General features: G+C 65.1%; 24 protein-coding genes. 16 read left to right on the top strand and 8 right to left on the bottom strand.

The window, feature by feature from the left end; all coding sequences use genetic code 11:
* Window positions 1-16: 16 nt before the first annotated feature.
* The 7 genes from ubiT to ACFPK0_RS09040 all read left to right on the top strand — a co-directional run bounded on the left by ubiT (window position 17) and on the right by ACFPK0_RS09040 (window position 4,999).
* The gene (gene ubiT / locus ACFPK0_RS09010) at window positions 17-553 is read left to right on the top strand and encodes a ubiquinone anaerobic biosynthesis accessory factor UbiT (RefSeq protein ID WP_377339952.1); all 537 of its coding nucleotides are present in this window, start codon (window positions 17-19) and stop codon (window positions 551-553) included.
* 30 nt (window positions 554-583) lie between these two features.
* On the top strand, window positions 584-1,609 hold the full coding sequence (nadA, locus tag ACFPK0_RS09015) for a quinolinate synthase NadA (protein ID WP_377339954.1): 1,026 nt from the start codon (window positions 584-586) through the stop codon (window positions 1,607-1,609).
* Window positions 1,606-3,066 (top strand): L-aspartate oxidase, encoded by a 1,461-nt coding sequence (nadB, locus tag ACFPK0_RS09020; RefSeq protein WP_377339956.1) that lies wholly within the window; start codon window positions 1,606-1,608, stop codon window positions 3,064-3,066. Before nadA ends, nadB begins: the two co-directional genes overlap by 4 nt.
* Window positions 3,067-3,105: 39 nt before the next feature.
* Window positions 3,106-3,762: a PAQR family membrane homeostasis protein TrhA gene (gene trhA, locus ACFPK0_RS09025; protein WP_056603574.1), complete on the top strand. Its 657-nt coding sequence runs from the start codon at window positions 3,106-3,108 to the stop codon at window positions 3,760-3,762.
* A gap of 71 nt (window positions 3,763-3,833) precedes the next feature.
* Window positions 3,834-4,127 carry a type II toxin-antitoxin system RelE/ParE family toxin gene (locus ACFPK0_RS09030; RefSeq protein ID WP_377339958.1) on the top strand — a complete coding sequence of 98 codons (294 nt, stop codon included), beginning with the start codon at window positions 3,834-3,836 and terminating at the stop codon, window positions 4,125-4,127.
* 59 nt (window positions 4,128-4,186) lie between these two features.
* Window positions 4,187-4,489, top strand: a complete 303-nt coding sequence (locus tag ACFPK0_RS09035) for an addiction module antidote protein (protein ID WP_377339960.1) — start codon at window positions 4,187-4,189, stop codon at window positions 4,487-4,489.
* Window positions 4,490-4,540: 51 nt separating this feature from the next.
* Window positions 4,541-4,999 carry a DUF411 domain-containing protein gene (locus ACFPK0_RS09040; protein ID WP_377339963.1) on the top strand — a complete coding sequence of 153 codons (459 nt, stop codon included), beginning with the start codon at window positions 4,541-4,543 and terminating at the stop codon, window positions 4,997-4,999.
* A 239-nt stretch (window positions 5,000-5,238) separates the two neighbouring features.
* Here the strand turns inward: ACFPK0_RS09040 and ACFPK0_RS09045 are convergent, their stop codons facing one another.
* The 5 genes from ACFPK0_RS09045 to ACFPK0_RS09065 all read right to left on the bottom strand — a co-directional run bounded on the left by ACFPK0_RS09045 (window position 5,239) and on the right by ACFPK0_RS09065 (window position 8,626).
* A complete protein-coding gene (locus tag ACFPK0_RS09045) occupies window positions 5,239-5,577 on the bottom strand; it encodes a hypothetical protein (protein ID WP_377339965.1) in 339 nt (112 codons plus the stop codon).
* Between the two features lie 69 nt (window positions 5,578-5,646).
* A complete protein-coding gene (locus ACFPK0_RS09050) occupies window positions 5,647-6,105 on the bottom strand; it encodes a hypothetical protein (RefSeq protein WP_377339967.1) in 459 nt (152 codons plus the stop codon).
* A gap of 164 nt (window positions 6,106-6,269) precedes the next feature.
* On the bottom strand, window positions 6,270-7,166 hold the full coding sequence (locus ACFPK0_RS09055) for a U32 family peptidase (protein WP_377339969.1): 897 nt from the start codon (window positions 7,164-7,166) through the stop codon (window positions 6,270-6,272).
* A 13-nt stretch (window positions 7,167-7,179) separates the two neighbouring features.
* Window positions 7,180-8,178 (bottom strand): ubiquinone anaerobic biosynthesis protein UbiU, encoded by a 999-nt coding sequence (gene ubiU / locus ACFPK0_RS09060; protein WP_377339971.1) that lies wholly within the window; start codon window positions 8,176-8,178, stop codon window positions 7,180-7,182.
* A gap of 124 nt (window positions 8,179-8,302) precedes the next feature.
* The gene (locus ACFPK0_RS09065; protein WP_235578622.1) at window positions 8,303-8,626 is read right to left on the bottom strand and encodes an ArsR/SmtB family transcription factor; all 324 of its coding nucleotides are present in this window, start codon (window positions 8,624-8,626) and stop codon (window positions 8,303-8,305) included.
* 203 nt (window positions 8,627-8,829) lie between these two features.
* Between ACFPK0_RS09065 and ACFPK0_RS09070 the strand changes: the two genes are divergently transcribed.
* The 8 genes from ACFPK0_RS09070 (at window position 8,830) to ACFPK0_RS09105 (ending at window position 16,938) form a co-directional block, all read left to right on the top strand.
* Window positions 8,830-9,045, top strand: coding sequence for a YgaP family membrane protein (locus ACFPK0_RS09070; protein ID WP_056603562.1), 216 nt, complete (start codon window positions 8,830-8,832; stop codon window positions 9,043-9,045).
* 21 nt (window positions 9,046-9,066) lie between these two features.
* Window positions 9,067-9,450, top strand: coding sequence for a DUF302 domain-containing protein (locus ACFPK0_RS09075; protein ID WP_056603559.1), 384 nt, complete (start codon window positions 9,067-9,069; stop codon window positions 9,448-9,450).
* A 126-nt stretch (window positions 9,451-9,576) separates the two neighbouring features.
* Window positions 9,577-10,878 (top strand): NAD(P)/FAD-dependent oxidoreductase, encoded by a 1,302-nt coding sequence (locus ACFPK0_RS09080; protein WP_377339974.1) that lies wholly within the window; start codon window positions 9,577-9,579, stop codon window positions 10,876-10,878.
* A 41-nt stretch (window positions 10,879-10,919) separates the two neighbouring features.
* Window positions 10,920-11,474, top strand: a complete 555-nt coding sequence (locus ACFPK0_RS09085; protein WP_056603552.1) for a cytochrome b — start codon at window positions 10,920-10,922, stop codon at window positions 11,472-11,474.
* 55 nt (window positions 11,475-11,529) lie between these two features.
* Window positions 11,530-12,618: an efflux RND transporter periplasmic adaptor subunit gene (locus tag ACFPK0_RS09090; RefSeq protein ID WP_377339977.1), complete on the top strand. Its 1,089-nt coding sequence runs from the start codon at window positions 11,530-11,532 to the stop codon at window positions 12,616-12,618.
* Complete coding sequence (locus tag ACFPK0_RS09095; protein ID WP_377339979.1) at window positions 12,615-15,857, top strand: efflux RND transporter permease subunit; 3,243 nt, start codon at window positions 12,615-12,617, stop codon at window positions 15,855-15,857. The genes ACFPK0_RS09090 and ACFPK0_RS09095 overlap by 4 nt, the downstream gene beginning before the upstream one ends.
* Before the next feature lie 2 nt (window positions 15,858-15,859).
* On the top strand, window positions 15,860-16,327 hold the full coding sequence (locus tag ACFPK0_RS09100) for an OsmC family protein (protein ID WP_377339982.1): 468 nt from the start codon (window positions 15,860-15,862) through the stop codon (window positions 16,325-16,327).
* 113 nt (window positions 16,328-16,440) lie between these two features.
* Complete coding sequence (locus ACFPK0_RS09105) at window positions 16,441-16,938, top strand: hypothetical protein (RefSeq protein ID WP_056603538.1); 498 nt, start codon at window positions 16,441-16,443, stop codon at window positions 16,936-16,938.
* Between the two features lie 16 nt (window positions 16,939-16,954).
* On the opposite strand, the gene ACFPK0_RS09110 is transcribed toward ACFPK0_RS09105, so the two are convergent.
* The 3 genes from ACFPK0_RS09110 to ACFPK0_RS09120 all read right to left on the bottom strand — a co-directional run bounded on the left by ACFPK0_RS09110 (window position 16,955) and on the right by ACFPK0_RS09120 (window position 21,379).
* A complete protein-coding gene (locus ACFPK0_RS09110; protein ID WP_377339985.1) occupies window positions 16,955-18,436 on the bottom strand; it encodes a UbiD family decarboxylase in 1,482 nt (493 codons plus the stop codon).
* Window positions 18,437-18,457: 21 nt separating this feature from the next.
* The gene (locus ACFPK0_RS09115) at window positions 18,458-18,853 is read right to left on the bottom strand and encodes a SirB2 family protein (protein ID WP_056078926.1); all 396 of its coding nucleotides are present in this window, start codon (window positions 18,851-18,853) and stop codon (window positions 18,458-18,460) included.
* A 213-nt stretch (window positions 18,854-19,066) separates the two neighbouring features.
* Window positions 19,067-21,379 carry a nitric-oxide reductase large subunit gene (locus tag ACFPK0_RS09120; RefSeq protein WP_377339987.1) on the bottom strand — a complete coding sequence of 771 codons (2,313 nt, stop codon included), beginning with the start codon at window positions 21,377-21,379 and terminating at the stop codon, window positions 19,067-19,069.
* 347 nt (window positions 21,380-21,726) lie between these two features.
* On the opposite strand from ACFPK0_RS09120, the gene ACFPK0_RS09125 reads away from it, so the two are divergent.
* The gene (locus tag ACFPK0_RS09125) at window positions 21,727-23,274 is read left to right on the top strand and encodes an FG-GAP repeat domain-containing protein (protein ID WP_377340308.1); all 1,548 of its coding nucleotides are present in this window, start codon (window positions 21,727-21,729) and stop codon (window positions 23,272-23,274) included.
* The last annotated feature ends 110 nt before the right edge of the window (window positions 23,275-23,384 follow it).

The raw sequence follows: 23,384 nt of genomic DNA on the forward strand, positions 1-23,384 counted from the left end.
GATGATGCGCGCCATCATGCCCACTGCCAATTTTTTGCCACAGCCATCCAAACGCTTCGCGCCGCGACTGCTGCGCCTGCTGCCACCACCACGGCGTTTGCAGCCGGTGCTGCGCATCGTCGTGCCACAACGCTGGCAACGCGCATGGCTGGAGGCGGCCATGGCGCGCGTGCTGGCCACGCCGATACACGACGGTTCACTCGACTTCATGCGTGGGCGCAAACTCGCCATCGAAGTGACCGACCTGGGCCTGCGCTGGGTGCTGACCCTGCGTGGCGACCGCCTGGGCGTCGTCGATGAAGAGCCCGAGGCCAGCGTGCGCGGCAGTGCCACCGATCTGTTGCTTCTGGCCAGCCGACTGGAAGATGCCGACACGCTGTTCTTCCAGCGCGCATTGGTGCTTACCGGTGATACCGAACTGGGCCTCACCGCGCGCAATCTGCTCGAACGGCTGTCGTGGGAATCGGTGCCGCTGGGCTTGCGTATCGCGCTGAACCGGGGCGCGCGATTTGCCCGCAGCGCCCGCGCCGCCCATCGCGGCCAGGCTGTCTGACATCCACCGTTCCCCCTGTTGGCGAAACGCATGACCGTGACTGACATCTTGCCCGTGCCCGCCTGGCGCGATGACTTGCCACTCGAATACGCAGCATTGGTCGAACGCCTGGAACCCTTGCTGCCGTGTCTGGAAGTGCCGATGCACCTGCCGTGGATCGACGCGATCAACGCGCTGAAACAGCAGCGCGGCGCGGTGATCATGGCGCACAGCTACCAGTCGCCGGAGATCTTCCACGGCGTGGCCGACATCACCGGCGACTCGCTGGGCCTGGCCCAGGCGGCGGCCGATTGCGATGCGGAGCTGATCGTGGTGTGCGGCGTGCACTTCATGGCCGAGAGCGCGAAGATCCTGGCGCCCGGCAAGACCGTGCTGATTCCGGATCTGGAAGCCGGCTGCTCGCTGGCCTCGTCGATCACCGCCGCCGATGTGCTGGCCTTGCGTGCGCAGCATCCGGGCGTGCCGGTGGTCAGCTACGCCAACACGTCCGCCGCGGTGAAGGCGGAGTCCGATGTCATCTGCACCTCGGCCAATGCGGTGCAGGTGGTGGAATCGCTGGGCGTGCCCAAGGTGATCTTCCTGCCCGATGAATTCCTGGGTCGCCACGTCGCCGGCCAGACCAAGGTCGAGCTGGTGCTGTGGCATGGCCGCTGCGAGGTGCACGAGAAGTTCACCGCGCAGCAGGCGCGGCATGCGCGCGAGCAATTCGATGCGAAGCTGGTGGCGCACCCGGAGTGCCCGCCCGAGGTGCTGGCCGAGGCGGATTTCGTCGGCTCCACCACGGCGATGGGCAAGTGGCTGGAACGCGAGAAGCCGGCGCGGGTGGCGATGATCACCGAGTGCTCCATGGCCGACAACCTGCGCGTGCAGTTTCCCACCACGCAGTTCATCAAGCCGTGCAACCTGTGCCCGCACATGCAGCGGATCACCCTGCAGAACATCTACGCCTGCCTGCGCGACCTGCAACACGCCATCGAGATTCCCGCCGATGTCAGCGCACGAGCGCGCGCCGCGCTGCAACGCATGCTGGCGGTGGGTCGGCGCGAAAGCGTGTGAAACATCCGCGCGCACCCATCGTGGTGATCGGCGGCGGCGTGGCCGGGCTGGCCACGGCGCTGGCGGCGGCGCCGGCGCCGGTGCGCCTGTTGTGCCGCGCCATCGACGGCACCGGCAGTGCCAGCGCGCTGGCCCAAGGCGGCATCGCGGCCGCGCTCGATCCGGCCGACAGCCCGCTGGCGCACACCGAGGACACGCTGGTAGCCGGCGCCCATCACAACAACGTGGCCATGGTCCGCTGGCTGTGCGCGCAGGCGCCCGAGGCGATCGCCTGGTTGCAGGCGCAAGGCGTGGCGTTCGACCGTGACGCGGGCGGTGCGCTGAAACTGGGCCGCGAGGGCGGTCACCGGGTGGCGCGCATCGTCCATGCCGGTGGCGATGCCAGCGGTGCGGTGCTGTTGCGGGCCTTGCTGGCCAAGGCGCAATGCGCCGCACATATCCAGTGGCGCGGTGGGCTCGATGCCGATGCCTTGCTGCTGCGCGACGGCGCGGTGTGTGGCGTGCGCGCCATCGACGGGCAGGGGAGGCAGCACGTGATCGAGGCCTCGGCGGTGGTGCTGGCTACCGGCGGCATCGGTGCGCTGTTCGCATGCACCAGCAATCCATCCGGCGCCGATGGCAGCGGGTTGGCACTGGGCATGGCGGCCGGCGCGCGTGCACGCGACCTGGAGTTCGTGCAGTTCCATCCCACCGCGCTGGACGTGCCCGGCGCACATTGCCTGCCGCTGATCACCGAAGCCTTGCGCGGCGCCGGCGCGCGCCTGCGCGATGCCGGCGGCCGCTTGCTGATGGAAGGCCTGCATCCGCTGGGCGACCTTGCCCCGCGTGACGTGGTGGCGCGGCGCGTGTGGCAGGCCCGGCGGCAGGCCCGGCGCGATGACGGCCGCGTATGGCTCGATGCCAGTGCGATCACGGCCGAGTGGGAGACCGCTTTCCCCACCGTGCTGGCGGCCTGCCTGAAACACGGCATCGACCCTCGCCGACAACCGATTCCGGTGACGCCGGCCGCCCACTTCCACATGGGTGGCCTGGTGGTGGATGGCGATGGCCGCACCAGCGTGCCCGGCTTGTACGCGGCGGGTGAGGTGGCCTGCAACGGCGTGCACGGCGCCAACCGCCTGGCCAGCAACTCGCTGCTGGAAGGGATCCTCTGCGGCCGCCGTCTCGGTGCCGTGCTGGCGGCAACGCCGGCGGTCGTCGGACGCGGGGAACACCGCTGGGCGGAACGCGGCAGCGCGCTGGCGGCAACCGATCTGTCCCGTCTGCGCGACCTGTTGTGGCAAGCCGCCGGGCCGGTGCGTCGAACCGAGTCGCTGCGCCATTACCTGTTGCAGCTGATGGCATGGCAAGGACAGGGCTGGCAGGCACGGCTGGCGCAATCGCTGCTGGACGCGGCCCTGCAACGCCATGAAAGCCTCGGCGCCCACTACATCGCAGCACCCGAAATGGACGTCTGAACGTCCAGTCGTTGACCTTTCACACCCACAGGCCTGCCCATGTCGACACCTGCCACATCCGAATCGCGCCCCTCGACCATGGGCGAGGAAATCGCCAATAGCATCAGCCACGGGCTGGGCGTGCTGCTGGCGATCGTGGGTTTGCCGATCCTGGTGGTCAACGCGGTGCGCATCGGCAGCACGGCGGCGATGGTGGGTGCGGCGGTGTTCGGCGGCAGCGCGATCCTGCTGTACATGGCCTCGACCCTGTATCACGCGGTCTCCCACGTGCGTGCCAAGGCCTGGCTGCAACGCCTCGACTACGGCGCCATCTACCTGCTGATCGCCGGCACCTACACCCCCATCGCGCTCGGCGTATTGCGCAACAGCTGGGGACTGGCGCTGCTGGCGGTGATCTGGAGCCTGGCCTTGCTGGGGCTGGTATTCAAACTGCTGGTGGGCGCGCGCTTCGAGCGGCTGTCCACCGCGCTGTACGTGGGCATGGGCTGGATGGCCCTGATCGCCATCCGCCCGCTATGGCAAAACATGCCCGCCGCCGGGTTGACGTTGCTGTTCGCTGGCGGCGCCGCATACACACTGGGCGTGGTGTTCTTCCTGCTGCACGAACGACTGCGCTACAGCCACTTCATCTGGCATCTGTTCGTACTCGCCGGCACGGGCTGCCACTATTTCACGGTGCTGGGTTATGCGTTCTGAGCTCAGTTCGCGGCAGGCTTCAGCCATCTGACGAGCTTGCCCTTTTGTAACCTGTAAGTTACTATCGATGCATGGCCACGATCCGCACAACCAGCGTGTTCGACAGCTGGTACAGCAAGCTACGGGATCGTCAGGCCAAGGCTCGCATTGCAGTACGAATCGATCGACTTGCGAACGGCAACCCAGGCCAGTGTCGCGCCCTGGCTGGCGACGTCAACGAAATGAAAGTCGACGTCGGCCCAGGTTATCGCGTCTATTACACGGAACGTTCCGGCGAAGTCATCGTATTGCTGGTCGGCGGCGACAAGAGCAGGCAAAGCGCCGACATAGCGAAGGCCAAGGAAATAGCCAGGAACCTGGAGTGAGGGCTACCGTCCTCGCTACTTGCCCGAAACCGCCCCCGCAAAAACCGAAGGCATCCGTCATGAACAAGATCACCACCCGTCCCTGGGATTCTGCCGAACACCTCAAGACCGACGAGGACATCGCCGCTTATCTGGACGCCGTGCTCGAGGAAGCCGGCGACGATACCGCGTTCATTGCCAAAGCCATTGGCACCGTAGCCCGGGCGCGCGGCATGACCCAACTTGCCAACGACACCGGATTGGCGCGTGAAGCGCTGTACCGCGCGCTGTCACCCACGGGCAACCCGAACTTCGGCACCGTGCTCAAGGTTCTGCGCGCGCTGGGTGTGCAACTGCATGCCGCACCGGTAACTGCAAGCTGACAACGGCCATATGGCGTGTTGTTTGCTACCACCATTGACCGAGAAGATCCCATGAAACATCGCTTGCCCCGTTTGCTGCGTACCCTTGTCCTGGGTGCGGCCCTGTCACCCGTCGCCGCCGTGGCCATGTCCAGTGCCATCGAGGTCCACCACGACCCCTCCTGCGGCTGCTGCGTCAACTGGATTCGCTACATGGAATCGCAGGGCTACACCGTCAACTCGCACGAGGAGCCGGCCATGGCCGCCGTCAAGACCCGTCTGGGCGTGCCGGCCGACGCTGCGTCCTGCCACACCGCGAAAATCGACGGCTACGTGATCGAAGGCCACGTCCCCGCGGAAGATATCCAACGCCTGCTCACCGAACACCCCGACGCACGCGGCCTGGCCGCACCCGGCATGCCGATGGGTTCACCCGGCATGGAAATGGGCGCGCCGCAGCACTACGACGTGATGCTGATCGGAAAGGATGGAACTGCTCGGGTGTTTGCCAGCCATGGGCCGAAGGCGTAACCAGCCAAAGCAACACTGTGCTTGCGGCAGTGCGCGGAAAGACCTCACGCAGGGGCAACAGACAGAGAACCGCAAACGTCAACGCCGCTGCCGAGAGTAGAAACGCAGCGGTTGGGGTAAAGGCGGGCATTGGACGCTTACGCTGGAGCTGAGCGGCGAAGCCCCAGCGAGAAAAGGCCAAGGCACGCTTTCGAAGTCTGGAAGTCGTCTCCGACCTCGGTTCGGTACCGGTATTGCGGCTACGGTTGGCCGCGAAGCTCTCTGACCAGCTGAAATGCTGCTCCAGGGAATGAACCGAGAGGTTTCTCGCGACAATACTTATCGATGTAAAGCGAAAGAGTATCGTTGGTTGGCATTTGGCCGAGGCTAATCTGGTGCTTTGAATCGGCAAAGTTGACACCAGAGACGAATCCGCGAAACCAGGATAGATACTGCGCGCGTACGAGACCGTTTCCGGTGGACGAGACCCAGGCGCCACAAGACATGTCATCGAAGCCGTGGATAGCCACGCCATCTTGAGCTGCGCTTGTTGTGGGCACGAACAGCAATGCGAAAAACAACATGGTAAGCCGCTTCATAGTTTCCCTTCGCGCAGTTGGGCTGACGTTAGTAAAGGCGGCGGTGAAGTCGTCGGCCTTGAACGAATGTTAGCTGCCGGCTGGATCGCCAATTAAAGCCATAGCCGCCAGCGAAATCGTAATCATGCCCGCGGCGCAGCAAACGAAGGCCGAGAGACCCACGACCCAGTTAAGTACGCGCAGCGGCTTGGGAGCCACTAGAACCTCCGCGCCAGAACGATCTTGTTCAAGCTTCTTCTTGGATTCAAGGCCGACGCAGATCATGGTGAGCACATGACCTAGCATGAAGACCAGACAAAGAACGATGCAGACAGACAGTGAAAGCCACCCCCACCGCAGTAGTTCAGTTGCCGGAGCAGGAAAATGAGGTGGCTTACCGCTGAAAAATGCACCAATGGTGATTGCTTGAACGCCGCCACTTAGGAAAAGAACTTGTTTTACAAGGCCGTCAATCTTGGACCTGATTTCGATCGATAGGGCGTTGAACATTGCAAGCGATTCAACGAGCGAAACCTTCTCGTCTTTCATGCAACCATCCCTGTTGAGCCTAAAGCTGGAGTCGAACCACAGCGTAGCTTACCGCATCAAATGGGACGTTAAGCTTTGCCCGGCGGCCCAAGAATGCCTCCAGACCGGAGCGTCTCTTGTGGCGCTGTCATGGCGCGTTCAATGCGAGTTCTCCGATAGCTACCTCAGCCGACAGGCACAGCCTGCTCAGCCACCACCGGCCGCATCCCCGGCTCGCCATGCCAGTAGCCATTGCGGGCGCCGATGCGCGGTGGTGGCAGTGGTGAGCGGCGGACGAGGTGGTAATGGCCCACGATGTCGGCCATGCCTTCGGCCTGGGGATACAGGCGCAGCACGTCGACGCCGAGTTCACGCAGTTGCAGGATTTCGGGGCCGAGGTCGGTCACTTCCTCGCCCTGGATCTGGATGCCGTTGATGCGCAGGAAGGGGCGACCCTCGCGGGTGGCCAGCGGCATGCCGTCGGGGTATTCGATGCAGCGGAAGTCGCATTGGTCCTTGGCCACGTCCAAGGCACGGGCGGTGAAGCAGCGGGCGGAGTAGGCCAGGGGCAGACGGCCGAACGCGATCACCTCGAGTTCGGGCATCGGTTGTTCCTCGGTCTGCATCGCGTCGCGCAGTTCGCGCAGCAGGGTGTAGCCCTGTTCCACGCCGGGCACCCAGCGGCGCAGGCCGTCGTCCATCAGCATGGTCAGCGCGTGGTGGTTGTAGATGTTGAGCGTGGGGCCGGCAACGAACGGCATCCCCCGCTCGCGGCACAGCTGCACGGCGGAGAGGTCGTTCGCCTCGATCCAGCAGCCGCCTTCGTCGATCAGCCGCTGCAGCACGCCCAGTTCGGACTCGGCCTCGATCAATGCCAGCGACGACAGCACGATCTGCTTGCCGCTTTCGGCCAGCTCCGCGGCCAGCGCAATCCAGTCGCGCGTGCCCAGCTCGCGGCGTTTGCTGCACACCGTCTCGCCCAGATAGATGATGTCCAGTGGCCAGCTGGCGGCTTCGCGATAGAACGCCAGCGTGCGTTCGCGTGGCCAGAAATATTGCAGCGGGCCCAGGCTCAGTTTCATCGTCGTCATCGGTTCAATGCCAGGAGCGGTGATAGGGGCCGAGCGTGGTCTGGTGACCCTCGGCGTGGCGGGACAGTGACGATTGCCACTCCGGCTGCAGTTTCCACGCGGCGGGCGCGGCGCCGTGGCGGTCCAGCGCCTCGCGCCAGGTGCGGGTGACGGATGCCACATAGGCGACGCCACGTTGGCGGCCTTCGATCTTCAAGGCGGCGACGCCGGCCTGCGCCAGGCGCGGCAGCAGCTCCAGCGTGTTGAGGCTGGTGGGTTCCTCCAGCGCGTGGAAGATCTCGCCGCCGACGTCGAAGCGGCCCTTGCACACGGTCGGGTAGCCGGCCGGTTCGGCGGGCTCGAACTTGTCCATCAGCACCTGGTTCAGGCGCACGCTGCGGCGGCCGTCGTCGTGCTCTTCCCAGCGCACGAAACTGGCGGGCGAACACACGCCGTGCCGGTTCGGCGAGGCGCCGGTGACATAGCTGGAGAGCTGGCAGCGACCCTCGACCATGATGCAGAGGCTGCCGAACGCGAACACCTCGATCGGCACCGGCGAGCCTTCGCACAGGCGCTCCACCTGCTGGATCGACAGCACCCGCGGCAGCACCGCGCGGCTGATGCCGAAGCGCTCGTGCGCGTAACGCAGTGCCGGCGCGGTGGTGGCCGAACCCTGCACGGACAGATGCCGCTTCAGCGACGGATGCCTGCGCGTGGCGTAATCGAGCACCGCCATCTCGGCCGCGATGATCGCGTCGCAACCGAACTCCGCCGCCTTGTCCACCGCCGTGTACCACTGCTGCAGCCGCGCGCTGTCGGGGTAGGTGTTCAATGCGAGGTACACCTGTCGCCCGCGCTGGTGCGCGTAGGCAATGCCCGCGCGCAGTTCCTCGTCGCTGAAGTTGAGGCCGGGGAAGGCACGCGCATTGGTCTGGTCGCGGAAACCCGCGTAGACCGCATCGGCGCCGGCATCGATCGCCGCTTGCAGCGCGGGCAGGTTGCCGGCAGGACAGACCAGTTGCATAAGCACCTCGATACCGTGAATTCGGGGCGCATCGTGGCGGTTGTCTTGCGTGGCTGCGTTGACGTGGGTCAGTTCCGCGCGTGTCCGTGCATCAAATCTTTTTCGATGGGCTCCGCGAACCGGCTCAACGGCGTTTCCGACTGCTGCGCTTGCGGGTGCCGGCATCGGGCATGCAATAGATCTCGTACAGCGCGGCGATGATGGAGTGGGCCGGCCCCGGTGGCAGCGCATACCACACGGTTTGCGACTCGCGCCGCGTCGTCACGAGGTTGTCGCTGCGTAGCCGGGCGAGGTGCTGGGACAGCGCCGACTGGCTCAGCTCGGGCAACTGTTCGTTGATCTGTCCCACCGACATTTCCGCTTCCAGCAGCAGGCAGAGCACGCGCAACCGCTGCGCGTTGCCGAGCGTCTTGAGCAGTCGCGCGGCATCTTCGGAACGCGACTGCATGAGATTCATATCCGCGTGGGCAGGAAGGTTCATGCCCGGGCCCTGGCGATGGATGGCGTTGGTTGTTTCATATGGTTGACTTTAGCATGGATAGCTAATTAAGCTATATCTAATTTAGTAAATGTCTAACTTCAAGGCGCGCCGAACCAGCCCCGCCGGGGCGTACACGCCGCGAAGCTTTTCCACCACAGGAGCCTCGGGTCATGAATGTCGATCGCATGGTCATCGGTTTTGCCGGCGCGGTTGTGCTGCTGGGCATCGCGCTGGCGCATTTCGTGGCGCCCGGCTGGATCTGGGTGTCGGTCTTTGTGGGTGCCAATTTGCTGCAATCATCGTTCACCGGCTTCTGCCCGCTGGCGCTGATGCTGAAGAAGCTGGGCATGAAACCCGGCTGCGCCTTTCCTTCCCGCATTGTTTGATCGGTCCGAACGGAGTGAGCCATGTATTACATCGTTGAGACTGCCAAGTCGCCGGCACAGGCGGCAACCGATCTGACCGAGGCGGTGGCGCGCAACGGTTTTGGTTTGCTGCACGTGCACGATCTGGGCACGACCTTGCGCAGCAAGGGCATCGCGTTCGAGCGCGAGTGCCAGGTTTTCGAGGTGTGCAATCCGAAGCAGGCGGCGGGCGTGCTGGCCGCCGACATGCGGATGAACATGGCTTTGCCGTGTCGTGTTTCGGTTTATACCGACGGTGGCAAGACCTGGATCGGCATGATCCGGCCGGGGCCGATGCTGGCCATGCTGTCCAGCGACCTCGCACTTGCAGCGATTGCGGGCGAGGTCGAGCAAACCCTGACCCGCATCATCGACGAAGCACGCTGACAGCGCGCTGCCAGCGCTGCCGCGATGTTTTGTCGCGACTGCCGCCCGCCATCGAATTGACCAGCATCAAGTCCCCGCAAGGTGCGCCAGCCCATGCTGTGGGCACCGACCAAGCAGGAGTCTGTCATGAGTGATGTCATCATCATGGGTGCGGGTTTGGGTGGCATGAGCGCGGCGTACGAGATCAAGGATGCGCTGGGTGGCGGACATCGGGTCAGGGTGGTGGGCGAGGGCGGCCAGTTCTCCTTCACGCCGTCCAACCCCTGGGTGGGCATCGGTTGGCGCAAGCCGGGCGAGGTGCAGATCGACGCCGGCCCGGCGCTGACCCGGCACGACATCGATTTTTTCGACTCGCCAGCGAGCGCGGTGAATCCGGCGGCGAACCTCGTGCGGCTGCAGGATGGGCGCGAACTGCATTACGACTACCTGGTCATCACGACCGGACCACGCCTGGCCTTCGACGAGATACCCGGTTTCGGACCGGAAGATGGCTACACCCAATCCGTATGCACGACGCCGCATGCAACCCGCGCCTGGGCTGCCTACGAGGCGTTCCTGAAGGCGCCCGGGCCCGTCGTGGTGGGTGCAGCGCAAGGTGCCAGTTGTTTTGGCCCGGCGTACGAATTCGCGTTCCTGCTGGATACCGACCTGCGCCGGCGCAAGCTGCGCGACAAGGTGCCGATGACCTTCGTGACACCGGAGCCGTATATCGGCCACATGGGCCTGGGCGGCGTGGGTGACTCGAAAGGCCTGCTGGAGAAGCAACTGCGCGAGCGCCACATCAAGTGGGTGACCAACGCCCGTGTCGACAAGGTCGAGCCCAGCCAGATGCTGGTCAGCGAACACGATGCCCATGGCCAGCCGGTGCAGCAGCATGCCTTGCCCTTTGCGTACGCGATGCTGATTCCGGCGTTCACCGGTGTGGCGGCCGTGCTCGGGGTGGTAGGGCTGGTGAATCCGCGCGGCTTCGTGCTGATCGACAAGTACCAGCGCAACCCGACCTTCCCCAACATCTATGCCGCCGGCGTCTGCGTGGCGATCCCACCGGTGGAGGTGACGCCCGTACCGACCGGCGCACCGAAGACCGGCTTCATGATCGAGTCGATGGTCACGGCGCTGGTGACCAACATCAAGTCCGCGATCGAAAGCAAACCGGCAACCGCCGAGGCCACCTGGAACGCGGTGTGCCTGGCCGACATGGGCGACAGCGGTGCGGCATTCGTGGCCATTCCGCAGATTCCGCCGCGCAACGTGACCTGGGCGCGGGAGGGCAAGTGGGTGCACGTGGCCAAGGTGGCGTTCGAGAAATACTTCATGCACAAGATCCGCGTGGGCAAGACCGAGCCGATCTACGAGAAATACGTGATGAAGGCGCTTGGTATCGAGCGGCTCAAGCCGACGGAAAATCCCCGTAGCCCCTTGCCGTAACCTGAGCACCGCCCCGAAACCCTTTGCCCGAGAGACTGCCGATGAACTGGAACAACACCACCCACCGCTACGGTTCACTGTCGATCAGCCTGCACTGGCTGATGCTGGCGCTGCTGATCGGCGTCTACGCCTGCATCAACCTGCACGAACTGGCGCCACGCGGCAGCGACTTGCGCGCGGACCTGAAGACCTGGCACTTCATGCTGGGCCTGACGGTGTTTGCGCTGGTGTTCCTGCGCCTCGCGGTGCGCTTCGTCACGCCGTCGCCGCAGATGAACCCGCAGATAGCGGCGTGGCAGCGACACCTGGCGCACCTGATGCACGGCGCTTTGTATGCGTTTCTGATCCTGATGCCCCTACTTGGCTGGCTCACGCTGAGTGCCGCGGGCAAGGCGATCCCGTTTTTCGGGCTGGAGCTGCCCGCGCTGATCGGGCCGGACAAGGCGCTGGCGGAATCCATCGAGGATCTCCACGGCACGATCGGCACCCTGGGCTACTACCTCATCGGCCTGCATGCAGCGGCGGCGCTGTACCACCACTACTTCGTGCAGGACGACACCCTGCGCCGGATGCTGCCGCTGCGCAAAAAGTCCTGAGCGATCCATCCGCAGGCCTGCCTCCCCTCGTTCCTCCAAGCAAGAGCCCGTCCTGATGAAACCCCTCCTGCGCCATGTCGTCATGTCGCTAGCTGTTGTGGCCTTGACCGCTTGCGGCAAAGGCCAGCCAGCGACCGAGCATGCCGGCCAGCCACCCGCGCTCGCCGGCATGGTCGTGCACGCCCAATCGGTGCATGACGAGCAGGTATGGGATGGCGTGGTGGAGGCGGTGAACCAGGCCACCATCACCGCGCAGACGAATGCACGCGTGCTCGAACTGCCCCACGACGTCAACGACGTGGTGTCCAAGGGCGATGTGCTGGTGCGTTTCACCGACGTGGAACAGAAGTCCTCGCGTCGCGCCGCCGAAGCACAGGTGGTGTCGGCCGAGGCGGCGTACCGCGAAGCGCTGGCCTCGTATGACCGGATCAAGGCGGTTTACGCCAAGGGCTTCGTGTCCGGCGCGCAGATGGATCAGCAGCGTGCCCAGCGTGACGCGGCGCAGGCGGCGCTGGCGGCGGCGCGGGCGCAACGCGACCAGGTGGGGCAGGCGCTGGACTATACGGTGGTGCGCGCGCCGTATGCCGGCATCATCACCCGCCGTTTCGTGCAGGTGGGTGAAGCGGTGCAGGCCGGGCCGCCATCGCCGCAGCCGTTGATCGCGCTGCAATCGCTGGATGCGCTGCGCGTCAACGTGCAGGTGCCGCAGGCGGCCGTCGAAGCGATCCGCCGCTATGGCGCGGCGCAGGTGCTGCTCGATGGCGAGGACGCACACCGCATCAAGGCCAGCAGCGTCAGCGTGTTTCCGTATGCCGATCCGCAGACGCACACCTTCAATGTGCGCCTGCTGTTGCCGGCCGGCACCACCGGGCTGTATCCGGGCATGACGGTGAGGGTCGCCTTTGCCCGCGGCGAGGCCAGGCGCCTGCTGCTGCCGGCCAGTGCACTGGTGCAACGCGGGGAATTGCCGGGCGTGTACGTGCTGGGTGAGCACGAGGTGGCGCTGCGTCAGCTGCGCATCGGTCACCGTTACGGTGACAAGGTCGAGGTGCTGGCCGGGTTGGAGGATGGTGAGCGCATCGCCACCGACCCGGCCGCGGCCGCCCGCTGGCTGGTCGCGCATCGTGCGGAAACCACGCCATGAGCGTACCGCGACTGGGCTTCTCCGGCCGTATTGCGCGCGCGTTTCAGGCATCTCCGCTGACGCCGATCCTGGCGATCGCGGCGCTGCTGCTGGGGCTGGCGGCGGTGATGATCACCCCGCGCGAGGAAGAGCCGCAGATCGACGTGACCATGGCCAACGTGATGGTGCCGTTTCCGGGCGCCGATGTTCACGACGTCGAGAATCTGGTGGCCTATCCGCTGGAGCAGAAGCTGTCGGAGATCGAGGGCGTCAAGCACGTCTATTCGGTGAGCCGGCCGGGCATGGCGCTGATGACGGTGGAGTTCCAGGTGGGCGTGCCGCGGCAGGCGGCCATCGTACGGCTGTACAACCAGGTGTTCCGGAACCGGGATTTCGTGCCGCCCGGCCTCGGCGTAGGCCAGCCATTGGTGCGGCCGATGGGCATCGACGACGTGCCGGTGATGACGCTGACGCTATGGAGCGACAACCCGGCCCATGGCCCGCTGCAACTGGCCGAAGTGGCGCACACGCTGGAGACCGAATTCAAGCGCGTACCCGGCACACGTGATGTCTACACCATCGGCGCGCCCGAGCGCGCCGTGGTGGTGCAGCTCGATGCGGCCAGGCTGGCGGCCCACGGCATGGCGGTGAGCGACCTGTCGAATGTGCTGCGCGCCGCCAACGTGGTCACCGAGGCGGGTGACCGGATCAGCGGCGACCGCGCCACACCGCTGACGGCCGGGCGTTTTCTCGCCGACGCGGCGGATGTATCGCAACTGGTGATCGGCCTGAAGAACGGCCAGCCGGTGTTTCTCTCCGATGTCGCCCGCGTCCATCGAGGTGCCGACCTGCCGGCCAGCTATGCGTGGTTCGGTGCACCGGCGGGCAAGCCCGGGCCCGCAACTGGCCAGGCGCCGGCGGTGACCCTTGCGGTGGCCAAGAAACCCGGCAGCAATGCCGCCGACATCACCCGCGCCATCGCGGCGCAGGTGCAGACGTTGCAAGGCGTGGTGATTCCGGCCGGCATGCATGTCACGGTGACCCGCGACTACGGCCAGACCGCCACCGACAAGGCCAACAAGCTGATCCAGAAGCTGATCTTCGCCACGCTGTCGGTGGTGTTGCTGGTACTGCTGGCGATGGGTTGGCGCGAGGCGCTGGTGGTGGGCAGCGCCGTGATCATCACCCTGGCGCTGACCTTGTTCGCTTCGTGGGCGATGGGCTTCACCATCAATCGCGTATCGCTGTTCGCGTTGATCTTCGCCATCGGCATCCTGGTCGACGACGCCATCGTGGTGGTGGAGAACATCCACCGGCACATGGCCCTGGGCGGGCGCACGCTGCGCGAGGCGATTCCGCAGGCGGTGAGCGAAGTGGGCGGGGCAACCATCCTGGCCACGTTCACGGTGATCGCGGCGCTGTTGCCGATGGCGTTCGTGTCCGGCCTGATGGGGCCGTACATGCGGCCGATCCCGATCAACGCCTCGGCCGGCATGGTGCTGTCGCTGGCGGTGGCGCTGATCGTGACGCCGTGGCTGGCGCTGAAGCTGTTGCGCGGGCATGCCGAGGCCGGGGACGCGGCCGTCGCCAGCCACGCCGGCGATGGTGGCCGCACGCACCGGTTGTTCCATCGCGTGATGCTGCCGTTCCTCGATGGTGAGCGGGCGTCGCGCCGACGGCATCTGCTGTTTGCCGCGATGGGTGTGCTGGTGCTGGCGGCGGTCGGCCTGGTGGTGGTCAAGGCGGTGGTGCTGAAGATGCTGCCGTTCGACAACAAGTCCGAGTTTCAGATCGTGGTGGACATGCCCGAGGGCAGCACGCTGGAGCGCACCAACCGCCTGCTGGGCGAACTGGCGCAGACCGTGGCGACCTTGCCCGAGGTGAAGGACTGGCAGGGCTACGCCGGCACCGCCGCGCCGATCACCTTCAACGGCCTGGTGCGCCAGTACTATCTGCGCAGCGGGCCGATCGTGGGCGACCTGCAGGTGAACCTGGTCGACAAGCATGAGCGCTCGCGCCAGAGCCACGCCATTGCGTTCGCCGTGCGCCCGACACTGGTCGCGGTGGGCGCGCGCTATGGCGCGTCGGTGAAGCTGGTCGAGGTGCCGCCCGGTCCGCCGGTGATGGCGCCGATCGTGGCCGAGATCTATGGCCCGGATTACGCCGGCGTGCGGCGCATGGCACGCGAGCTGGAGACCAGGTTCAAGGCCGATACGGACATCGTGGATGTGGACACCAGCGTGGAGGCGGAGGCGCCGCGCGACGTGGTGGTGGTCGATCGTGCGCGTGCAACGCGGCTGGGGCTGGATCAGGGCTCGATCGCGCAACTGCTGCGCACTGCGTTGTCCGGCGATGACGCCACGTATCTGATGGACGGCCAGGCGAAGTACGCGGTGCCGATCCGCCTGCGTCTGGGCGCGGGCGACCAGGCCTCGCTGGGCCAGTTGCTGGCCTTGCGCGTACGCGCGGCCAGCGGTGTGCTGGTGCCGTTGTCCGAAGTGGTCAGCGTGCAGCCGGCCCATCGCGAGCAGGCCATCTATCACAAGGACCTGCTGCCTTATGCCACGGTCACCGGCGACGACGCCGGCAACACGGACAGCCCCCTATACGGCATGTTTTCACTGGTGGGCGAACTGGGCCACGAGCGTCTGGACGACCAACTGCTGCAGCAGCATTTCATCGCCCAGCCCATCGACACCACCCACGCCGCGATCAAGTGGGACGGCGAATGGCAGATCACCTACGAGACCTTCCGCGACATGGGCCTGGCCTATGCGGTCGGCCTGGTGTTGATCTACCTGCTGGTGGTGGGCCAGTTCAAGAGTTACATGGTGCCGCTGATCATCATGGCACCGATCCCGCTGACCGTGATCGGGGTGATGCCCGGGCACGCGCTGATCGGCGCGCAATACACGGCTACCTCGATGATCGGCATGATCGCCCTGGCCGGCATCATCGTGCGCAACTCGATCCTGCTGATCGACTTCATCAACCATGCGCTGGCGGCAGGCCAGCCGCTGTGCGAGGCGGTGGTCAATGCCGCCGCGGTGCGCGCCAAGCCCATCGTGTTGACCGGGCTGGCGGCGATGATCGGCGGCTTCTTCATCATCGATGATCCTATTTTCCAGGGCTTGGCGGTGTCGCTGATCTTCGGCATCCTGGTGTCCACCGCGCTGACCTTGCTGGTCATTCCGCTGCTGTATTACGCATGGTTGCAGCGTCACCCGGCGTCCGGCACATCCACGTCCGAAGGAGCTTGAGCATGAGCGAGACCCAGGCATTCACGCTGACCCTGACCCAGGAGTCGGATTACGTTTTCCGGATCGAGTTCGACGACACCGCGATTCCGGCGTTGCATACCGACGAGTCGGCGCCCCTGGGCAACGACAGCGGCCCCAATCCGTCGCGCATGCTGGTGGCGGCGGTCGCCAACTGCCTCAGTGCCAGCCTGCTGTTCTCGCTGCGCAAGTACAAGAACACGCCTGGCACCATCGTGACCCGCGCGCGGGCAACGCTCGACCGCAACGAACAGAAGCGCCTGCGCGTAACCCACATCGACGTGGTGATCGAATTGCCGGACACCGCTGCCGACTACGCGCAGATCGAGCGCCTGTTGCAGCAGTTCGAAAACTTCTGCGTGGTAACCGAAAGCGTGCGGCATGGTGTCGCGGTGGATGTCAGCGTGCGCGACGGGAACGGCGCCACACTGCATGCCAGCGGCGGTTCCTGAACACGCGCGCCGCCACGGGGCGAGGGCATTGACGTGGGTCAGCCGTCATCCGCGCCTGGTGCACTAGCATCATTTCATCCGCGGCATTCATGCCGCATGCCGGAGTACTCCACATGAAACTCGTGAAGTCGGTTCTTGCCTTGGCCTGTGGCCTGGGCCTCGCTGTTTCGGTACAGGCAACACCGCAGCACGCGCATGGCGATGTTGCGCACGCGGCTGCACATGGCGCCGCACACGACACCGTGCCGGTGCCGGCGCAACGCTGGACACCCGATGCGCCATTGCGCGAAGGCATCCGGCGGGCACACGTTGCGGTCGACCAGCTGAGCCACCATGAAAAGGGCCACATGAGCGATTCGATGGCCGTCGATCGTGCGACGGAGGTGGAGCAGGCGGTGATGTTCATGTTTGCCAATTGCAAACTGAGCGCCGAGCCTGACGCTGCCTTGCACGGCATCCTGGTGCCCTTGCTCGCCGCCGCCCAGTCGCTGAAGGCCGACCCGAAGAACGTCGAGTCGGTGACGGAAATGCGCGAAGCGCTCTCCAGCTATCCGCGCTATTTCAACGACCCGGGCTGGGACAAGCCGGCGGCGGCCGATACGCAGGACTAGCGGTGAGGCCGTTGCGTCAGCGCGGCGGAACAGTCGCCTGCAATGCCGCCCACAGCGTATCCACGCGCGCCTCCACGGCGGCATCCGGTACGATCGGCCGGCTCCAGGTGCGCGTGGTTTCAGACGGCCATTTGTTGGTGGCGTCAATGCCGAGCTTGGAGCCGAGCCCCGCCACCGGGCTGGCGAAATCGAGATAGTCGATGGGGGTGTTCTCCACCAGCATCGCGTCGCGCGCCGGGTCCACCCGCGTCGACACCGCCCAGATCACCTGTGACCAGTCGCGCACATCGATGTCGTCATCCACCACGATCACGAACTTGGTGTAGGTGAACTGGCGCAGGTACGACCACACGCCCATCATGATGCGTCGCGCATGGCCGGCGTACTGCTTGCGGATGCTGACCACGGCGATACGGTACGAGCATGCTTCCGGCGGCAGGAAGAAGTCGACGATCTCGGGAAACACCTTCTGCAGGATCGGCACGAAAACATCGTTCAAGGCCATCGCCAGCACCGACGGTTCGTCGTGCGGCGCGCGGCCCATGTAGCTGCCGTGGTAGATCGCATCGCGGCGCAAACGCATGCGTTCGATGGTGAATACCGGGAAATGATCCTGCGCGTTGTAGTAGCCGGTGTGGTCGCCGAACGGGCCTTCCAGCGCGGTGTCGTCTGGATGGATGAAACCTTCCAGCAGGATCTCCGCGCCAGCCGGCGCGTCGAGCCCCGTCAATTCGCTATGCCATACCTGGGTGCGTTGACCGCGCAGCAGTCCCGCGAATTCGTACTCGGACAAGGTATCGGGCACCGGCGCCACGGCAGCGAGCAGGGTGGCCGGGTCCGCACCGATCGCCACCAGCACGGGGAAGGGTTGTTGCGGATGCGCGGCGCGCCAGTCGGCGTAATCCAGCGCGCCGCCGCGATGCGGCAGCCAGCGCATGATCACCCGGTTCGGTCCGATCACCTGCTGGCGGTAGATCGCCACGTTCTGCCGCGGCTTCCCGGTGCCGCGCGTCACCACCAGACCGAAGGTGATCAGCTTGCCGGCGTCGCCGGGCCAGCAATGCTGGATCGGCAGATGCGAGAGGTCGATGTCGGCACCGCGCAAGGTCTCCTCCTCGAACGCGGCGTCGCGAACCCGTCGCGGTGCCACATGGGCGAGTTGCGCCAGCTCCGGCCAGGTGGACAAGGCCTGGCGCAGGCTGGATGGCCAGCGCGGCTCCTTGATCGCGGCGAGCAACTGGCCCAATTCGCGCAGCGAGGCCAGCGGCCGCCCGGCCAGTGCCAGTTCGATCCGTCGACGATGGCCAAACAGGTTGCCGAGCAGGGCGTGGTTCGATCCTGTCGGTTGCGTCATCAGCAGGGCAGGGCCGCCTTCGCGCAAGGCACGCAATGAGAGTGCGGTGGATTCCAGGTGCGGGTTCACCGGCGCGTCCACACGCTGCAGCAGACGCTCGCGTTCAAGCCGCCCCAGAAATGCGCGCAGGTCGTGGAAGCTCAACTCGGCACGCTCCGCGTCATGTCAACCATGCAACCAACCCAACGGGTGGTGCATGCGCGCCACGCCCAGCATGAAGATGTAGGTAGCAAGCGCCAGGACGAAGCAGACCGTCCGCGCACGTTGGCTGTTCGCGCGCTTCAGCGCCAGGGTACCCAGCACCACGTAGACCACCAGCAACACCATCTTGGTAGTGAGCCAGCCATTGGCGAACAGCGCGCCTGGCAGGATGGTCAGCAGCATCAACGCCGCAGTGAGCAAAGTGGTGTCGATGCTGTAGCTGAGATAGCGCACCGGCGCCCATTGCGCAGCACCGTTGCGGCCCGCCAGCACCAGCGTGCCGCGCAGCGCGAACAAGGCGCCGCTGAGCAGGACGCAGAGGATGTGTACGGCCTTGATCTGGGGGTAGAACTCAAGCATGGAAAGGGATACTCCGAGTCTGGGGATGGCCGATCGCGCTCTCGGGAAGCGCTCGAACAACCTCGTCCGGTCCGTCATTCCAGCGAAAGCTGGAATGACGGCGTTGTTCGACATCTTCCCTGGCAGCGGGACCGATCACCGCCGCGCCGCCGGACAACCTCGCACCCGTACAGCGGTGCAAGAGACTGCGCCGACGGTACACGGCGGGGAAACTCACGCCTCCTCAAGCTCCTTGCGTTCAACCGCCACCAGCACGGGCCGCTTCTGCAACAGCGGTTCGATCGGCCGGCGGCGGTCCTTCAGCAGCCATAGCGAGGCGACGAAGACCGCAATCAACACCGCGCCCACCGCGAACAAGGTGTCGCCCGGCACGCGCATCCACACCAGCATGTGGATCAGCGGGCGATCCATGAACTCGGCCGAGCGGGCAAACCAGTAGCCGTGTTCCAGCACCGCCTTCAGTTGCAGGATACCCAGCGGCAACAGGGTCAACAGCGCCATCAGCGAGAGGCCGATGTTGAGGCACCAGAATGAACCACGCAGCCAGCCTTCGCGCCATTGCGCCGCCGGCTTGATGCCGCGCAGGCAGAACAGCATCAGCCCCAGGCCGAGCATGCCGTACACGCCGAACAGCGCGGTATGACCGTGCGTGGCAGTGAGGTTGAGGCCTTGCATGTAGTACAGCGCCAGCGGCGTGTTGACCAGGAAACCGAACATGCCCGCACCGACCAGGTTCCAGAAGCTCACCGCCACGAAGAACATGATCGGCCAGCGGTAGCGTGCCATCCACGGCGCCACGTGCTGCTTCTTCCAGGTGTCGTAGGCCTCCAGCCCGATCAGCGCCAGCGGCACCACTTCCAGCACCGAGAAGCTGGCACCCAGCGCGATCACCGCCGTGGTGGTGCCGGTGAAGTACAGGTGGTGCAGCGTGCCCAGCACGCCGCCGGCCATGAACACGATGGTGGCGAACAGCACGCCGACGGTGGCGGTAAGCGGACGGATCAGGCCGAGTTTCAGGAACAGGTAGCTGATCACGGCGGTGGCGAACACTTCGAAGAAGCCTTCCACCCACAGATGCACCACCCACCAGCGCCAGTATTCGACCATCGCGATATGGGTGTGCTCACCCCACATCAGGCCGGCGCCGTAGAGCAGGCCGATCGCCACGGTGGAAAGGAACAGCAGGCCCACGATCGAGGAGGTCTCACCCTTGCTGCGGATCACCGGCCACAACGCGCGCCCCACCAGGAACACCCAAAGCAGCAGGCCGATGAACAGGAATATCTGCCAGAAGCGACCGATGTCGGTGTATTCCCAGCCCTGGTGACCGAACCAGAAATTGTGTTCCAGGCCCAGCTTGTCCATCACCGCCAGCCACTGGCCAGCGAACGAACCGACCACGATCACCAGCAGGCACACCCACAGGAAGTTCACCCCGAAGCGCTGGAATTTCGGCTCATAGCCGGAAATCATCGGCGCGATGTACAAGCCCGTGGCCAGCCATGCGGTGGCGATCCACAACACCGCCAGCTCGGTGTGCCAGGTGCGTGTCAATGAATAGGGCAGGTAGTTGGCCAGGGCGAAACCGTAGGCTTCCTGACCTTCCACCTGGTAGTGCGCCGTGGTGGCGCCCAGCAGGATCTGCGCCAGGAACAACGCCAGCACGGTCCAGAAATATTTCGCCGTGGCCTTCATCGACGGCGTCGGCTTGAGATCGGCCAACGGATCGCGCGCGGGAATCGCCGGCAGTGGTTCATCACTGACATGACGCGCGTGGTGCCATGCCAGCAGGCCGATGCCCATGATCATGAACAGCACGCTGAAGATCGACCACATGAAGCTGGTCGGCGTGGCCACGTTGCCCACCACCGGGTCGAACGGCCAGTTCTGCGTATAGCTGATGGTGCTGCCCGGACGCTCGGCGGCGGCCGCCCAACTGGTCCACCAGAAGAACGCGGTGACCATGCGGCGGTGTTCCATCTCCGCGATGGTGTTGTCGCGCATCGCATAGTTTTCGCGCAGCTTGGCGGTGGCCGGATCATTGCTGAACAGGCTCATGTAGTGCGCGCCAACGATGGCCATGGCCTGCGCGCGCAGCGGCGACACGGTAATGGTGTCGGTGGCCGCGTCGTAGGTGTTGTGTCGAAGCTCGGGCTGGATGCGCGCCTTCAATGCGGCCTGTTGTGCCGCATCGAGGGATGCGAACGAGGCGGCGCCTTCGTCGCGCGCCAGCAGCTCCAGCATCGCCATCGCTTCGCGATGCAGCCAGTCGGCGCTCCAGTCCGGCGCGAGCAGGGCGCCGTGGCCCCAGATCGAACCCAGTTGCTGGCCGCCGATGCTTTGCCACACCTGACGGCCTTCCTGCAGGTCGGCGCGGGTATAAAGCGTTTGGCCTTCGCTGGTGACAACCGCTGCCGGCAGCGGCGGCGCCTCCTGGTGCACCACATCGCCAACCCACAGCAATACGGCAAAAGACGATATCAGCAAGGCCGCAAGGCCCAGCCAGAGTTTTCGAGTGGTACTCATCGCGCATCTCCCTGTGATGCGCGCATGCTGGTGGCAAGCCCTGCCACCATTCTTGATTCAAGTCAGCTTGCGCGAGTCGGTCGCTGTGCGAAATTGTCGCAGGCTTGGTCGACAGACAGGCGCGCTGCTGCAGATTGCCGCATGCGCTTTCATGGGTGACGCTCTGCCGACCGCTAACCCGATAGCATGATGGTGCGATCGACGAGCGAAGCCACCCGATGCAGCAACCTGCGGTGGCAGGAGAGGGGAGCGCTACTAGGCACTCGCAGTTACGAAACAACAACACGCAAACAAGAGTCCGAACAACAATGAACCGTCCGCTGATATCCAGGTGGTTGCCGTTGGCAATGCTTGCCGTCGCACCACTGGCGCATGCCCAGCTACTGACCGACACGCAACCGAAAACCGTGCAGTCGGTGCTGGAATCGGTGAATCGCTACTGCAGTGGCTGCCACAAGGTCCCGTCCCCCAGCGTCATGCCGAAGAGCGGCTGGCCGCGCGTCGTGCAAGGCATGGCGGACATGGCCGCTTCAAAAGCCGGCCATGAAGCGATCCCCGCAGACGTGGTCAGGGACATCACCGCCTTGTATGTGGGCAGCAGCCCGGCGAGCCTGCCGCGGCTTCCCTATTTCACCCGCGAAGGCAGCCCGCTGACATTCGGCATGACGGAGCTGGGGGAAAAATCGGCGGTGCCGCTGATCCTCAACATCAATGCCACGCCGCTGCACGACGACACGACCCCCGGGTTCATCATCTGCGACGGCGCCGGCAAGAAGGTGGTGCTCTTGCAGAAAAAGGGGCGCGCCTGGCACGAAACCGCGCTCGCGGATATCGACATTCCCTTGCATACCGATGTCGCGGACATCGATGGCGACGGATACAAGGACATCATCGTGGCGGACCTGGGCACGTTCCCGCCGTCACCGGCGCTGACCGGAAAAGTCGTCCTGCTGCGACAGCTGCCGTCGGGGAAATTCGAGAAGCAGGTGTTGCTGGACAAGGTGGGCCGGGTGACCGATGCGCGCGCGATGGACATCGACAACGACGGCGACCTCGACATCGGCGTGGCCATCTTCGGCGGCGGCGACGTGGGCGAACTGGCGTGGTTGGAGAATCTTGGTGACGGCAAGCTCGGCGGCGGCAAGTTCGTGCCGCACCGGATACTGAAGGTCACCGGCGCGCTGAACCTTTCCCCGGTCGATCTGGACAACGACGGCAAGATCGACTTCGTGAGCCTTATCGCGCAACAGCACGAGGCGGTCGTGGCCTTCATGAACAAGGGGCAGGGCAGTTTCGCCTACACCGCGCTGTACCGCGGGCCGCACCCCATGTTCGGATCGACCAGCATGAAGGTGATCGACATGGATGGCGACAAGGACCCCGACATCCTGTTCACCAATGGCGACGCGCTCGACTACCAGCCCGATCCCAAGCCGTATCACGGCGTGGAATGGCTGGAAAACAAGGGCAACCTCACGTTCGAATTCCGCGACATCGGCCGCTTCTACGGCACCGCCATCGCCGATGCCGGCGATCTCGATGGCGATGGCGACATGGACGTCGTGGCCGGCAGCTGGCTCAACTATTGGGACGACCCGCAACGCCAGAGCCTGGTGTGGTTTGAAAACGACGGCACCCAGAACTTCACGCCGCACGCCATCATCAGCCGGCCCGCCGGCGTCGTCTCGCTGGCGCTGGCCGACGTCAACCACGACCAGCGCCCGGACATCGTGGCCGGCATCTTCGAGCTGGATCTGCTGGGCGAATTCGTGAAAAAGGATGGTGCGGATGAGGGCGCTCAAGACATGGCCCAGAACACCGCCAAGCCCGCCAAATCCGCATTGAAGCCGCGGCTGATCCTGTTGCAGGGCGAACTCGCCAAGCCGGCGCATTGACCTGAGGCGAGTGGCGTCGGCGCAACTGATCCGGATCAATGAGCTGCTGTCCGTGACTGCGCATCATGCGCGCTGCGCATGATGCGGCAACGCTTTCGAACCACACACAT

Source organism: Rhodanobacter ginsenosidimutans (genome assembly GCF_042655685.1).
Taxonomy (GTDB): domain Bacteria; phylum Pseudomonadota; class Gammaproteobacteria; order Xanthomonadales; family Rhodanobacteraceae; genus Rhodanobacter; species Rhodanobacter ginsenosidimutans.